The sequence below is a fragment of the Roseinatronobacter domitianus genome, from assembly GCF_023336755.1.
GTDB classification, from domain to species: domain Bacteria; phylum Pseudomonadota; class Alphaproteobacteria; order Rhodobacterales; family Rhodobacteraceae; genus Roseinatronobacter; species Roseinatronobacter domitianus.
The window spans coordinates 21,804-36,342 of the sequence record NZ_JALZWP010000016.1 but is presented as its reverse complement, the minus strand read 5'-3'; the positions used below and the strand labels follow the sequence as shown (position 1 = coordinate 36,342).

At 59.6% G+C, this 14,539-nt stretch carries 11 protein-coding genes; all 11 read left to right on the top strand.

Annotated features, from left to right (window positions below):
* Positions 1-162: 162 nt before the first annotated feature.
* Positions 163-1,188: a TRAP transporter substrate-binding protein gene (locus tag M3N55_RS13685; protein ID WP_249060020.1), complete on the top strand. Its 1,026-nt coding sequence runs from the start codon at positions 163-165 to the stop codon at positions 1,186-1,188.
* Positions 1,189-1,281: 93 nt separating this feature from the next.
* A complete protein-coding gene (locus tag M3N55_RS13680; protein WP_249060018.1) occupies positions 1,282-2,328 on the top strand; it encodes a TRAP transporter small permease subunit in 1,047 nt (348 codons plus the stop codon).
* A gap of 17 nt (positions 2,329-2,345) precedes the next feature.
* Positions 2,346-3,734, top strand: coding sequence for a TRAP transporter large permease (locus M3N55_RS13675; RefSeq protein ID WP_249060016.1), 1,389 nt, complete (start codon positions 2,346-2,348; stop codon positions 3,732-3,734).
* A gap of 76 nt (positions 3,735-3,810) precedes the next feature.
* Positions 3,811-4,404 carry a LysE family translocator gene (locus M3N55_RS13670; protein ID WP_249060014.1) on the top strand — a complete coding sequence of 198 codons (594 nt, stop codon included), beginning with the start codon at positions 3,811-3,813 and terminating at the stop codon, positions 4,402-4,404.
* Between the two features lie 128 nt (positions 4,405-4,532).
* Positions 4,533-6,821, top strand: coding sequence for a glycoside hydrolase family 55 protein (locus M3N55_RS13665; protein ID WP_249060012.1), 2,289 nt, complete (start codon positions 4,533-4,535; stop codon positions 6,819-6,821).
* Between the two features lie 62 nt (positions 6,822-6,883).
* Positions 6,884-7,477 (top strand): carboxymuconolactone decarboxylase family protein, encoded by a 594-nt coding sequence (locus M3N55_RS13660; protein ID WP_249060010.1) that lies wholly within the window; start codon positions 6,884-6,886, stop codon positions 7,475-7,477.
* Between the two features lie 384 nt (positions 7,478-7,861).
* Positions 7,862-9,808, top strand: a complete 1,947-nt coding sequence (acs, locus tag M3N55_RS13655; RefSeq protein ID WP_249060008.1) for an acetate--CoA ligase — start codon at positions 7,862-7,864, stop codon at positions 9,806-9,808.
* A gap of 4 nt (positions 9,809-9,812) precedes the next feature.
* Entirely contained in the window at positions 9,813-10,427 is a 615-nt protein-coding gene (locus M3N55_RS13650) for an adenylate kinase (RefSeq protein WP_283163980.1), read from the top strand.
* 173 nt (positions 10,428-10,600) lie between these two features.
* Positions 10,601-10,855, top strand: a complete 255-nt coding sequence (locus M3N55_RS13645; RefSeq protein ID WP_249060007.1) for a DUF4212 domain-containing protein — start codon at positions 10,601-10,603, stop codon at positions 10,853-10,855.
* A 14-nt stretch (positions 10,856-10,869) separates the two neighbouring features.
* Complete coding sequence (locus tag M3N55_RS13640) at positions 10,870-12,636, top strand: sodium:solute symporter family protein (protein ID WP_249060004.1); 1,767 nt, start codon at positions 10,870-10,872, stop codon at positions 12,634-12,636.
* 69 nt (positions 12,637-12,705) lie between these two features.
* Positions 12,706-14,535: a DUF294 nucleotidyltransferase-like domain-containing protein gene (locus tag M3N55_RS13635; RefSeq protein WP_249060002.1), complete on the top strand. Its 1,830-nt coding sequence runs from the start codon at positions 12,706-12,708 to the stop codon at positions 14,533-14,535.
* Positions 14,536-14,539: the final 4 nt, after the last annotated feature.

Genomic DNA, 14,539 nt, shown 5'->3' with positions numbered 1-14,539 from the left:
GTAAATTCATTTTACCAAGTAAGTGGGGGAGACATGGTGAGGCATAGACTTGCGGTCATTTGCGCAAGAAAATTACCCGCCAAAGCACTCTCTGCTTGACCTTGTGTGCCGTCCGGGACTGGATAGAGACACAAAAAAACCAACGGTGGAGGAGAACCATAAATGAAAAGATTTTTGACCACGACCGCGCTTTGCGCTGGTCTGATCGCCGGAACTGCGCAGGCGGAAACCTGGAACATGCAATCGACCTTTCCGGGTTCGTTGACCCAGCTGGGGACGATGGGCAAACGCGTCGCAGAACAGATAACGAAAATCACTGATGGCGAGATCGAAGTGGCGTTTCAAGAGCCGGGCGCGATCGTTCCCGCCTTTGAAGCCTTTGACGCTGTCGGCACCGGCGCTGTCGAGGCTGGCTGGTCGAACCCTGGCTACTGGGCTGGCCGTGTGCCCGCGCTTCAGCTTCTGGCCGCAGTGCCCTTCGGCCCGCAGGCTGGTGAATACCTGGCATGGATGAAGTTTGGCGGTGGTCAGGAGTTCCTCACCGAGCTTTATGAGCGCCACAACATTAAATCGCTTCCCTGTGCTGTGACCGCACCAGAGGCGGCTGGCTGGTTCCGTGAGCCGATCAACAGCCCCGAAGACCTGCAAGGCTTGACCATGCGTTTCTTCGGTCTGGGCGCGAAGGTCATGGAAAAGATGGGCGTGTCCACACAGCTTCTGGCCGGTGGCGACATCTTCCCGGCGCTGGAACTGGGCACCATTGACGCGACAGAGTTCTCTATGCCTGCCGTGGACCTCAGCTCTGGCTTCTATCAGGTTGCCAGCCAGTATTACTTCCCGGGCTGGCACCAGCAGTCGACCTTCTATGACCTTCTCATCAACCTCGATCTGTGGGAAGGCCTGGACGAAAGCACGCAGTTCAAGATCGAAACCGTGTGCGACGCGAACCTTGCGTATGGTCTTGCGGAAGGTGAATACCTTCAGTTCAGCGCCCTGCAGCAACTGGTCGAAAACGGCGTCAGCCTGAACACACTCTCTGACGAGTTGCTTGCCGCTCTGGAAGCCGCTTGGGAAGAGGTCGTTGCAGAAGAATCTGCGGCCGACCCGGATTTCGCCCGTGTCTATGAAAGCTACTCACAGTTCCGCGAAGATTACGCGATCTGGGGTGACTTGGGCTTCCTGAAATAAGCCAGCTTCGGGCTGGCCATAAAGGCCAGCCCACTGCCGCGCATACCCGTCACGGGATGCGCGGCTTTTTCACACTATTGACGGAGAAGTCCGATGGCACTCAGGGAACTGACCGGAACCGCGTTGGCCATGCTGGCGCTTGCCGCAGCGTTCTGGCTAAGCGTTCTGCCCGCTAGCTCTACTGACATCCTACCCACGCTGGCGGTTCTGATTGGCGCGCTCATCGGGGCAGTCATTTTGCAAGGCAACCCCGGCACCATTGCCGGAGCGACCGTGCTAGGCTGGTTTGCGGTTATGTTCGCGCAGCCCTTCTCGCTGAGCACACGCGAATTCAACGGGTTAAGCCGCCTGGCACGACGCGACGATCAAGAAGCAGCAGAATTACTCGCATATTATGAGGCGTTCTCGCCCTATGCGATTTACCTGATGTTTGCCCTGACTGCGCTGCTGCTGGCCATTTTGATATTCGGTATGGCCCGCGGTCGGCTTTTGTTTTTCCAAAACATGCTGGCCGCCAGCGACGGGTTGGCCAAGTTCTTGAATCGTGTTGGCGTTACCTCTGCCGTGGTGCTGTTCAGCGCATTGATTTTCGCAATCATGTATGACGTGACACAGCGCCAGTATCTTGGCTACGACTCAAGCTTGACGAATACTGAATGGTATAAATTCTTCAGCTCTACCCGCGTGCAGGAAATGGAATGGCACTTGCACGCCACGCTGTTTCTGATGGTGCTGGGTTATGGGTATATTCAGGATGGGCATGTGCGCATCGAGCTGGTCCGCGATACGATGAAACCGCGCACCCGTGTCTGGATAGAATTTCTGGGCTGTATCCTGTTCATGGTTCCATATTGCTATGTGGTCATGAAATTCGGCATTGAAAACGCGATGCGGTCTTGGACTATCGGAGAAAGCTCTGCTGCGACCACGGGTTTGCCGAACCGCTTTATCATCAAGGGGATGCTGCCGTTCGGCTTTGCGTTGATCGCGCTGGCGGGCATGTCCGTGGCGCTGAAATGTGCGGTCTACCTGTTCGGCCCTCCCAGCCTGCGCGCGCGCAGCAACTACTATGCCCATAGTCACCAGAACCCCGCCCCCGCAGAGGATGATGACACCCCTGCCGACGCGAAACACGCCTGAGCGGAGAAACAGAGAAAATGGAATTCCTGATCGAATACTTGCCGCTTGTGATGTTCGCGGCACTGGCGATGCTGCTGTTCAGCGGGTACCCGGTGGCCTTCATTCTTGGCGGCATCGCACTTCTGTTCGCTGTTCTGGGCGACTTGGCGGGCACATTCCGGCTGCAACAACTGACGCTGATCCCGCTGCGTATCTATGGCGGGACAATGGAAAGTCTGGTCCTTGTGGCCATACCCATGTTTACCTTCATGGGCACCATGCTGGAAAAATCCGGCGCCGCGCGCGACCTGCTGTTTGCCTTGCAGGTCATGCTGCGCCGTGTGCCCGGCGGTCTGGCCTTGTCGGTCACGCTGATGGGCACGATCATGGCGGCCACCACCGGTATCATCGGCGCGTCCGTGGTGATGATTACACTGATGGCGCTGCCGGTCATGATGAAAGCGGGCTATTCGATGCCGCTTGCCACAGGGACGATCGCATCCTCTGGCACATTGGGTATTCTGATCCCGCCCTCGATCATGCTGGTCATTATGTCTGACCTGTTGTCGGTGCCAGTGGGAACGGTGTTCATCGCAGCGCTGATGCCGGGTCTGCTGTTGGCAGCTTTATATTTCGTCTACCTTCTGGTGCTGTGCCGGTTCAAGCCACAGCTTGCGCCCCCTATGGATGACGATATGGGCCCGTCCACACGGACCGAATTCTGGGCGATGATGTTCCGCAGCTTCCTACCGCCAATCTTCCTGATCCTGTGTGTGCTGGGGTCCATCTTCCTCGGGTTCGCCACGCCGACCGAAGCCGCAGGCGTCGGCGCGTTTGGGTCGATCTTGCTCGCCGCTTTCAACCGGCAACTGACATGGGCAAACTTCGTCGAGGTCTGCAAACGCTCTGCCCTGACGGTGGCCATGCTGTTCGGCATCTTCGTCGGTGCGACGGCTTTTGCCTTTGTGTTCAAATCCCTCGGCGGCGAGGCGCTCATCGTTGACTTCATCAACGCAACCAGCGCTGGACCATGGTCCATCCTCATCGTGCTGCTGCTGATGGTGTTCTTGCTAGGCTTCTTCTTCGACTGGATCGAGATCACGCTGATCGTGCTGCCGATCTTCGCCCCCATCGTGGGTCTGCTGGATTTCGGCGACCATGTGGGCGCATGGGATGGGGTCAGCCAGCCGATCATCATCTGGTTCCTGATATTGGTCGCGGTGAACTTGCAAACCAGCTTCCTGACACCGCCCTTCGGATTTGCGCTGTTCTACATGAAGGGGGTTGCCCCGCCCGAGGTGCGCATTCAGGACATCTACAAGGGCATCGTTCCCTTCGTGGGCCTACAGGCTTTCGGGTTGATGCTGTGTGTGGCCTTCCCGTCCATCGTGCTGTGGTTTCCAAGCTTCATGCTTGGCGGAGGCTAGAAGCCGCTTCCTTAACGTATTAACTATGATCCCCGGCGCAGCAACGTGCCGGGGCTTTTTATGACAAGGCACACAGATGTTCTTCGACCCGCTGCTCTATAGCTTCATGTTCATTGGCCTGTTCTCGCCGGGGCCGAATGTCATCATGCTGACCGCGTCCGGCGCGCGCTTCGGGTTCCGGCGCAGTCTGCCCCATTTGTTCGGCGTGGTATTGGGCGTGGGCGTGATCGGCGCGGTAACGGGCCTTGGTGTCGGCGCGCTGATCCTTGCCAACCCGGCACTGGGGCTGGTGCTTCGGTCACTTGCCGCCGCATGGATCCTGTATATGGCGTGGAACTATTTCAACGCCACCCGCCGCCCTGCCACCGAAACCAAGGATGACGGGCAACCCATGACCTTGTGGCAAGCGGTGCTGTTCCAATGGATCAACCCCAAGGTTTGGGCGGTCGCTTTCGCGGCCTCTGCGGGCTATGGCGCGGGGATGGGTCCGGTGCTGGAATCGGCACGACTGGCAACGGCCTTCAGCAGCGTTAACCTTTTTGTCTGCCTGTTCTGGACAAGCGCGGGCGCGCTTCTGACCACGCTTTTGTCCTCTCCGCTGCGGTGGAAAATATTCATGCGGTTCATGGCCGCATTGCTGGCCCTGTCGGCGCTGATGGTGTTTCGCTAAGGCGCGCAGCGCACGCTGCCCTGACCCGAGTTTAATGGCTTTGGATTATCCCTGTTCCATCTGGCCGAGTTGCCGCCCGTCGCGTGCGCTTGTGCCCTTGCGTGGAACAACCAAGAAGGATCGTCCGCATGAACATGGCCGTTACCCAAGGGCTGGACCTGATGCCCTCCCCTTTCGCTGCCGGGCTGGATGTCTGGTCCCAGACCACCGGCAGGCCGGGCACACCGACCTATGACAGCGCAGCCTTCGCGGCTTTCGTTCCGTCCGACCCGGATTTCGACGGCTGCCTTGAGGTGCAAAAGGTCAGCGCCACAACCCGCCTGCGCTGGATGGTGGAATTGCCCATTACACCAGGTGCCTATCTGCGGGTGCGGGCGCGGGTCAAGGGCATGGCGGGGGTCTTCCCGGATGTGGCGGTAGCCGCATGGGTCGGCAACCAGGGCGGCACGGAACTGACGGCGCTGCCGGCGACCGGCCCTGCGACCGCGCTGACCAGCTATGGCGAGATCGTCGAGATCTCTGCCATAATCGGCACAGGCGCACGCGCGGGCGTGGATATGGTCTGGAACACCGACGCGCGGCGTGCGCATTTCGGGCTGAACCTGACGGGGCCAACCGGTGGCATTATCCGCATTGACGACATCATCATCGAAGATGTCACGAATGCCTACAGCGCCGACCTTCTGGGGGTGGTCGATGTGCTGGATTACGGCGCCAAGGGCGATGGCACGACAGATGACCACGCAGCCTTCCTTGCCGCCATTTCGGCGGCGGGTACGCGCCGACTGCTGGTGCCCGAAGGGACGTTCCGCATCGACAGCGACCTGACCATCCCCGGCCCCGTCACCTTTCGCGGCACATTGGTCATGCCCGACAGCGCGTTGCTGATCCTGCATCACGACTTCACCCTGCCCGCGTATGAAGCGGCGCTTGGCAATGATGTGGCCGGGTTTCGCAAAGGCTTGCAGGCGCTCTTTTACACCAACCAGCATATCGCCTTCGACATGATGGGCGGTCGTGTCAACCTGACCGCGCCCATCGACCTGCGCAGCTTGGTCGGCTTCGACAACGCCAATGTGCATCTTGTGCTTCAGAACGGCCAGTTGCGCGCCGCCGATGTGGGCAACTGGGACACTGTAACCACCACGCGCGTCGCAACCTATAACCCGGCCAACCCATTCTTGCTGAGCGGAATCAGCAATGTCGCGGGCATTCCGGTCGGTGCTCGCCTGTCCGGTGTGGGTGTGGGGCGCGAGATCTATGTCCGAGCGCGCAACACCGCTGCGGGCACACTGACCCTGTCCCAGCCTTTACATGGCGGCGCGGGCACGCAGAATTTTACCTTCGAACGCTACCAGTATCTGCTGGACTGTTCAGGCTTCTCGAACCTGTCGAATTTCGAATGCCGCGATATCGAGTTTCTGTGCCGGGGCCGTGCCTCTGCTGTCATGTTGCCCGAGGGTGGCAGCATCACGCGCTTCACAGATTGCGATTTCGACCGGCCCAAGGACCGGGGCATCACGTCTATCGGGCGCGGGTGTCAGGGCTTGACGGTGGATCGCTGCCAGTTCGCCAGTTCGCAGATGCCCCTGCGGGCGCAGGACCGCACCGTGATTGCGTTCAACACCAACAATAACGATGCCAAGATCCGCAACAACCGGGCGGTGCTTTGGGCGCATTTCGGTGTCATGGGCGGGACCGGCCATATCATCACCGGCAATCATTTCTTTGCGGGCGATGACGAAGCGCAGGGCATCCGCCAAGCCGGGCTCGTGTTGACCGATGTGAACCTGAAAACCACGATCACCGGCAACTATATCGACAACTGCTTTATCGAACTGTCGAACGAATACGCACCAGAACCGAATTTCAGCGGCGGGTTTTCGTTCGGCGGGCTGACTGTAACCGGCAATATCTTCATTGCCAGCGGCGTCGCGCCCTGGTTCAACTGGATCGTGCTGCGCCCGCTTGGGTCTGGCCAATTCGTGCAAGGGCTACATGTATCGGGCAACGTGTTTCGCACCGTGGGCAACCGGATTGACCGGGTAGATGCGGTGGATACCACCTTCGGCTCGCTGGATTATACCCGGTTCCGCAACGTGATTTTCGACAACAATGCCTATAACGGTGTCGATTATCCAACCGAAAGCCCCTGCGTGGTCCTGCATGACCAGAACACCGATGCAACGACATGGGTTGTCGATACCGGCGACAAGCTGCCCTTCGGCGGTTGGGCGCGCACGGTGTCGTCCGTGGTGATGGAGGGGCGCGCGCAAGACGCATCCAACGCAACGCGCTATGAGATGCCTTATGTCGAGATCACGCAAGGCCCGAACAGTGACAGGGTGAACCTGCGCTGGCCCGCGGCCACGCGCGGACGCGCTGTGGTCACGGTGCGGGTAGACCGCCCGCTGTAAAAGCTTGAAAAGCACGGCGGCATCGCGCCTATTGGGCGGACACTTACAACCGGAGTCCGCCCATGCCACTTGTTCCGCCGCTGACCGAAGACCAGATGGACCCTGCTCTGCGCGCCGAAGTGCAGTTCTTCAAAGGGCCGCTGGGCGTGATCCCCAATTCGGTGCGCACCATGGCGCACCGCCCCGACATCGCCCGTGCCTTTACCGCTTTGAACATGGCGGTGATGACCAGCAACGCGGGCGTTACCCCGGAATTCAAGCGGCTTCTGGGCTATGTCAGTTCGTTCGCATCGGGCTGCATGTATTGTCAGGCACATATGATCTTGGCGTCCGAACGCTTCGGCGCATCCGAGGCAAGGTTGAACGATGTGTGGAACTTTGCCGACAGCCCGCATTTTTCCGACGCTGAAAAAGCCGCGCTGGCCTTTGCCCATGCCGCGACGCAGGTGCCCAATGCCGTCACTGACGACCACCATGCCGCCTTGCGCGCGCATTGGCCCGAAGGAGAGCTTGTCGAGATCATGGGCGTTATCGCCCTGTTCGGGTTCCTGAACCGGTGGAACGACTCGATGGGCTCTGCGCTGGAAGACCTACCCCGCGCAAAGGGCGAGGAACGGCTGGGCGAAACCGGCTGGACCGTCGGCAAGCACGTCTGATTCGAAACGCGCGAATCAGTTTCCTGCGCAATTTACCCGCTGGCTTTACGATTATTTCGCTCACCCTGCCGGGCGCATCTACCGGGCAGATCGTTTTCCGGTAGCGCAATCACCGGGATCGTGCCATTTAACGCTGCCTTGAAAAAGCCTTGTTTTCTTGAGGTCTCTGCACCGCAGCGCAAATTTATTTACATTTTTGACCGATAATTTGTGAATTTTTTTACAAAAAAATCCTTATTTCAAAAAAAGTTACACTTTTGTTGACGAATGCGTTATACCAGCCACGGGGAAAGGTGGTGCCGCAGCTTTGCGTCGCATCACCACGACAGGGGGGCACAGGCGCGATGATGCGCAACCATGCTCCCCACGACTGGAGGAGCATTCATGTCACAGACCTACCCGGCATCCGACGAATTCATTGCCAATGCGCATGTGAACGCGGCGCAATACGAAGAAATGTATGCCGCATCCGTATCCGACCCGGACGCATTCTGGGCCGAGCATGGCAAACGCATCGACTGGATCAAGCCGTTCACCAAAGTGAAGAACACCAATTTCGAGTTCGGCAAGGTAGACATTAAATGGTTTGAAGATGGCACGCTGAATGTTGCTGCCAATTGCGTTGACCGCCACGTTGCCACGCGCGGCGACCAGACCGCGATCATCTGGGAGCCCGATGATCCCAAGACGCCTGCCCGCCATATCAGCTACGCGGAACTGAAAGACGAAGTCAGCCGTATGGCCAACGTCTTCAAGGCGCAGGGTATCGGCAAAGGCGACCGCGTCATCATCTACCTGCCGATGATCCCCGAAGCGGCCTATGCCATGCTGGCTTGCGCGCGCATTGGCGCGATCCATTCCATCGTTTTCGCCGGGTTCTCGCCCGACGCATTGGCCAACCGCATCAACGATTGTGGCGCAGTGGCCGTCATCACCGCCGACACCGCCCCACGCGGCGGGCGTCGCACCGCGCTGAAGTCGAACACCGACAAGGCGCTGTTCGATTGCTCGGACAAGGTGAAGTGTTTTGTCGTCAAGCACACGGGCGACCAGACCACATGGATCGAGGGGCGCGATCTGGACGTGAAAGCCATGATGGCCGACGCCAGCACCGATTGCCCGCCCGAAGAGGTTGGCGCAGAAGATCCGCTGTTCATCCTATACACTTCCGGCTCCACCGGGCGGCCCAAAGGTGTGGTGCATACATCGGGCGGCTACTTGGTTTATGCCGCGATGACGCAGGAACTGACCTTCGATTACCACGATGGCGACATCTTCTGGTGCACCGCCGATGTGGGTTGGGTCACGGGCCATAGCTACATCGTGTATGGTCCGCTGGCCAATGGCGCGACCACGATCATGTTCGAGGGGGTGCCGACCTACCCCGATGCGGGCCGGTTCTGGGAAGTTTGCGCCAAGCACAAGGTCAACCAATTCTACACCGCCCCCACCGCCATCCGCGCGCTGATGGGGCAAGGGCCGGAATGGGTTGAAAAGCACGATCTGTCGTCGCTCAAGCTGCTAGGGTCGGTGGGCGAACCCATTAACCCCGAAGCGTGGAACTGGTACAACACTCATGTCGGCAAGGGCAAATGCCCGATTGTCGATACGTTCTGGCAGACCGAAACCGGCGGCCACATGGTCACCGCCCTGCCCGGCGCGACACCCGCCAAGCCAGGGGCTGCCACCAAGCCGTTCTTTGGCGTGCAACTGGAAGTGCTGGACCCGGCCACCGCCGAGGTGCAGACCGACACCGCCGCCGAAGGTGTTCTGTGCGTGAAAGATAGCTGGCCGGGGCAGATGCGCACCGTCTGGGGCGACCATGAACGCTTCATGGAAACCTATTTCAGCCAGTATAGGGGTTACTATTTCACCGGCGACGGCTGCCGCCGTGATGCCGATGGTGATTACTGGATCACAGGCCGCGTCGATGACGTAATCAACGTGTCCGGGCACCGCATGGGCACGGCAGAAGTGGAATCGGCGCTGGTGGCGCATGAAACCGTGGCCGAAGCCGCTGTGGTGGGCTACCCGCATGACATCAAGGGTCAGGGCATCTACGCCTATGTCACCCTGATGAACAATGTAGAGCCCACGGATGAGCTGCGCAAAGAGCTGGTCAAATGGGTCCGCACCGAAATCGGCCCTATCGCCAGCCCTGATCTGATTCAATGGGCGCCCGGCCTGCCGAAAACCCGTTCGGGTAAGATTATGCGCCGCATTCTGCGCAAAATCGCAGAGAACGACTATGGCGCTTTGGGTGACACCTCGACACTGGCCGACCCGTCGGTGGTCGATGACCTGATCGAAAACCGCATGAACCGAGGCTGAGTCTATGACGACTGAAACACAAACCCGTCCCGTGAACGTCATTTTGCTTGGCCCTCCGGGGGCTGGCAAAGGCACGCAAGCGCAACGTCTGGCGACGTCGCGCAACATGGTTCAACTGTCGACTGGCGACATGCTGCGCGCGGCCCGGACCTCTGGGACCGAAATGGGCAAGCGCGTGGCAGATGTCATGGACAAGGGTGAGCTTGTCACCGATGACATCGTAATCGGCCTGATCGAAGAACAACTGACCACCGTCAAGGCCGATGGGTTCATTTTCGACGGGTTCCCACGCACCTTGGCGCAGGCCGATGCGCTGGGCGCATTGTTGGAAAAGTCGGGTCAGCGCCTTGATGCCGTCGTCGCGATGGAGGTGGATGACGAGGTTCTGGTCAAGCGCATCCTGAACCGCGCCGAAGAAGCGAAAGCCGCAGGCCAGCCCGTGCGCGCCGACGATAACGAAGACAGCCTCAAGCTGCGCTTGATGGAATATTACAAGAAAACCTCGCCGTTGATTGGGTATTACCACGCGAAAGGCGCTCTGCGCCATGTCGACGCCATGGGCGAGATCGACGGGATCGCGAAAGAAATGTCCGCCATCGTGTCATCGGTCGCGGATTAAGGGTTCCGGGCAACCGGGCTTGGCACTTTCGGGTGCCGAAAAGTGCAAGACGATCAAGGAGAGGTCGGACTTGCCGCCGGTCCCCTGCCGCCACTGCGCGGCAGAGCCGGACAAAGTGAGGATGCTTGCCTCAATCATGGGGCAGGCGCAGGAGGAAACTGGGAGACGTCACAATGTCAGACAAGTCGAGAGGCGCCTATTGGTCCGCCAACCTCAGAATTATCAGCATCAGCTTGGTAATCTGGGCGTTGGTGTCCTTTGGGTTCGCTATCATTCTACGCCCGCTTCTGTCGGGTATTCCGGTCGGGGGCACCGATCTTGGGTTCTGGTTCGCGCAGCAAGGCTCGATCCTGACCTTTATCGTGCTCATTTTTTACTACACCTCTTACATGAACAAGCTCGATAAAGAGTTTGACGTGGAAGAATAAGGGATACCTGAGCAATGGATCAATTTCTAATCAACCTTATCTTCGTGGGCGCGTCATTCGCGCTCTATATCGGGATCGCGATCTGGGCGCGCGCCGGGTCGACCTCTGACTTCTATGCCGCTTCGCGTGGGGTAAATCCCATCGTCAACGGGGCTGCCACGGCCGCTGACTGGATGTCGGCGGCTTCGTTCATCTCGATGGCGGGCCTGATCGCCTTCGTGGGCTACGGCAACTCGACCTTCCTGATGGGTTGGACGGGCGGTTATGTGCTTCTGGCCATGCTGCTGGCGCCTTATCTGCGCAAGTTCGGCCGTTTCACCGTGCCTGATTTCATCGGCGACCGCTACTACAGCCAAACCGCACGCACGCTGGCCATCATCTCGCTTCTGGTCGCCTCGATCACCTATGTTATCGGCCAGATGACCGGTGCAGGCGTGGCCTTCTCGCGCTTTCTGGAAGTGGACAACACGACCGGCCTGCTGATCGCAGCCGCAGTTGTGTTTGCCTATTCGGTTCTGGGCGGCATGAAGGGCATCACCTACACGCAGCTTGCGCAGTATGTCGTGCTGATTATCGCCTACACCATCCCGGCGATCTTCATCTCGCTGCAACTGACCGGCAACCCTCTGCCGCAGTTGGGCCTGTTCGCAACCCATACCGGGTCGGGCCAGCCGCTGTTGACAACCTTGAACGAGGTTCTCGTCGAACTGGGCTTCAACGACTACACCGGCAACCATGGCTCGACCTTCAACATGGTGCTGTTCACCCTGTCGCTGATGATCGGCACCGCGGGTCTGCCGCACGTCATCATCCGCTTCTTTACCGTTCCGAAAGTGTCGGATGCGCGTAAATCGGCAGGTTGGGCGCTGGTTTTCATCGCGCTGCTGTATACCGTTGCACCTGCTGTTGGTGCCATGGCACGCCTGAACATCATCACCACCATCTTCCCGAACGGTGTGCAGGAACAGCCGCTGGCCTATGCTGACAAGCCGGACTGGATGATAAACTGGGAGAACACTGGTCTTCTGGCGTTCGAAGACAAGAACGGCGACGGCTTCATCCAGTATTACAACGACGCCAACGCACCTGCCTTCGCTGAAGGTCTGGGCTGGGCCGGCAACGAGATGGTCACCTTCAACCGTGACATCCTGGTGCTTGCCAACCCGGAAATTGCACAGCTTCCGGGCTGGGTGATTGGTCTGATCGCGGCTGGCGGTCTGGCAGCGGCATTGTCCACGGCAGCAGGTCTGTTGCTGGCAATCTCGTCCGCCATCAGCCATGACCTGATCAAGTCCATGCTCAACCCCTCCATCTCGGAAAAGGGAGAGCTGATGGCCGCCCGCATCTCGATGGCCTTCGCCATTGCGCTGGCAACCTATCTGGGCTTGAATCCTCCGGGGTTTGCGGCGCAAACCGTGGCACTGGCCTTCGGTCTGGCAGCAAGCTCGCTGTTCCCGGCCATCATGATGGGTATCTTCAGCAAGAAGATGAACTCGGCGGGCGCTGTTGCAGGGATGATCGTGGGTCTCGGCTCGACCGTGCTCTACATCTTCACCTACCTGGGCTGGTTCTTCATCCCCGGCACCAACATGCTGGCCAACACGCCTGACAACTGGATCTTCGGCATCTCGCCGCTGAGCTTCGGTGCTGTAGGCGCTGCCCTGAACTTCACCGCTGCTTTCATCGTCAACAAGATGACGGGCGATGCACCGGCAGAGATTCAGGAAATGGTCGAAGGCATCCGCGTTCCGAAAGGTGCTGGCGGCGCTGTCGCTCACTGATCTGGCGCAAAGACACCGGCCTGTCCCCGTGTTACGGGGGCAGGCCACCCCAAACCCCGGAAACATCATATGCCCGATCTCAGCCCCAAGGTTCTGGACTTCCTGCAATCGGTGCACCCGTATGACACGTTGCCGCTTGACGAATTGACGCGCGTCGCCAATTCCTTCAGCCGCATCGAATACCCCACCGGCACCGTCATCTATACCGAAGGTGAACCCATTGGCGGCGTCTGGCTGGTCAAGTCTGGCACTGTGGAAGTGACGGACACCCATGGCGCGCTTGTGTCCATCCTGAACCCGCGCAATTCCTTTGGCGAGCGCGGGCTGCTGCGCGACGGGCGCGCGGCCACCACCGCAACCACCACATCCGACACGGTTTTGCTGCAACTGCCCGGCGGCGAATTGCGCCACCTGATCGCCAATTTCCCGGCGTTTGAACGGTTTTTCAGCCGCGGTCAGGGCCAAAACAAACTGGGCCGCCAGAATGACCTTGCCACGTTGAAAGTGGCCGATCTGATGGTGCGTAACCCGCGCAGCGCCAGCCCCGACACCACCGCGCAAGACGCCGCCAAGCTGTTGCGCGAGTATCGCATTTCCTGCCTTCCTGTGGTCGAGGGCGAGCGGTTGGTGGGTATTGTCACCACGCGCGACCTGTCGGGCAAAGTTCTGGCCGAAGGGCGTAGCCCCGACACACCACTGTCCGAATTCATGACCCGCGATCCCATGGCGCTCGACCCCAGCGCGCTGGGGTCCGACATTCTGCACATGATGCTGGAACACCGCATCGGCCATGTGCCGGTCACGCGCGGCGGCAAGCTGGTGGGCATGATTACCCAAACCGACCTGACACGCTTTCAGGCGATCAGCTCGGCCCAACTGGTGCGCGACGCGGCAAATGCGAAAGACTACGCGGGCCTTGCCGACGTAACCGCCCGTATACCGCAACTGCTGACGCAGCTTGTCGGCGCGCATAATGCACATGATGTGGTGACACGGCTGATTACCGATATTGCCGACACCGTCACCCGCCGCCTGTTGCGCATGGCCGAAGACGAATTCGGCCCCGCGCCCGTGCCCTATCTGTGGGCCGCATGCGGCAGTCAGGGACGGCAAGAACAAACCGGCGTCAGCGATCAGGATAACTGCCTGATTATCGACGATAGCGCCACGCCCGAGGATATGGCCTATTTCACCAAGCTGGCGCGCTATGTCAGCGACGGGCTGGATGCGGCGGGTTATTTCTATTGCCCCGGCGATATGATGGCCACGAACCCGCGCTGGTGCCAACCCGTCTCTGTCTGGCGGCGCTATTTCCAAGGCTGGATCAACACGCCCTCGACCGAAGCGCAGATGCTGGCCTCTGTCATGTTCGACCTGCGCCCTATCGGCGGGCAAGTCAGCCTGTTTCGTGACTTGCAGGCGGAAACGCTGGAAGCCGCCAGCAAGAACTCGATTTTCGTGGCGCATATGGTGTCGAACTCCATCAAGCACGCGCCGCCCCTTGGGCTGCTGCGCGGCTTTGCCACCATCCGCTCTGGCGAACACAAGAACCATGTCGATATGAAACTGGGCGGCGTTGTGCCGATCACCGATCTTGCGCGCGTCTATGCGCTGCGCGGGCGAATCCCGGCGGTAAACACCCGCGCGCGGCTGCTGGCCGCCGAAGAGCTCGGGATCATATCCGTCTCTGGCGCGCGTGATCTGATCGAGGCTTACGATCTGATCGCCGACCTGCGACTGGAAAACCAGGCTACGCTGGTGCGTATGGGTCGCAAACCCGACAACTTCCTCGCGCCATCGGACCTGTCCGATTTCGAGCGCAGCCACCTGCGCGACGCCTTCGTCGTCGTGCGCACCATGCAATCTGCCGCGGGGCAGCTTGCAGGCACATTGGGCTGAAAGG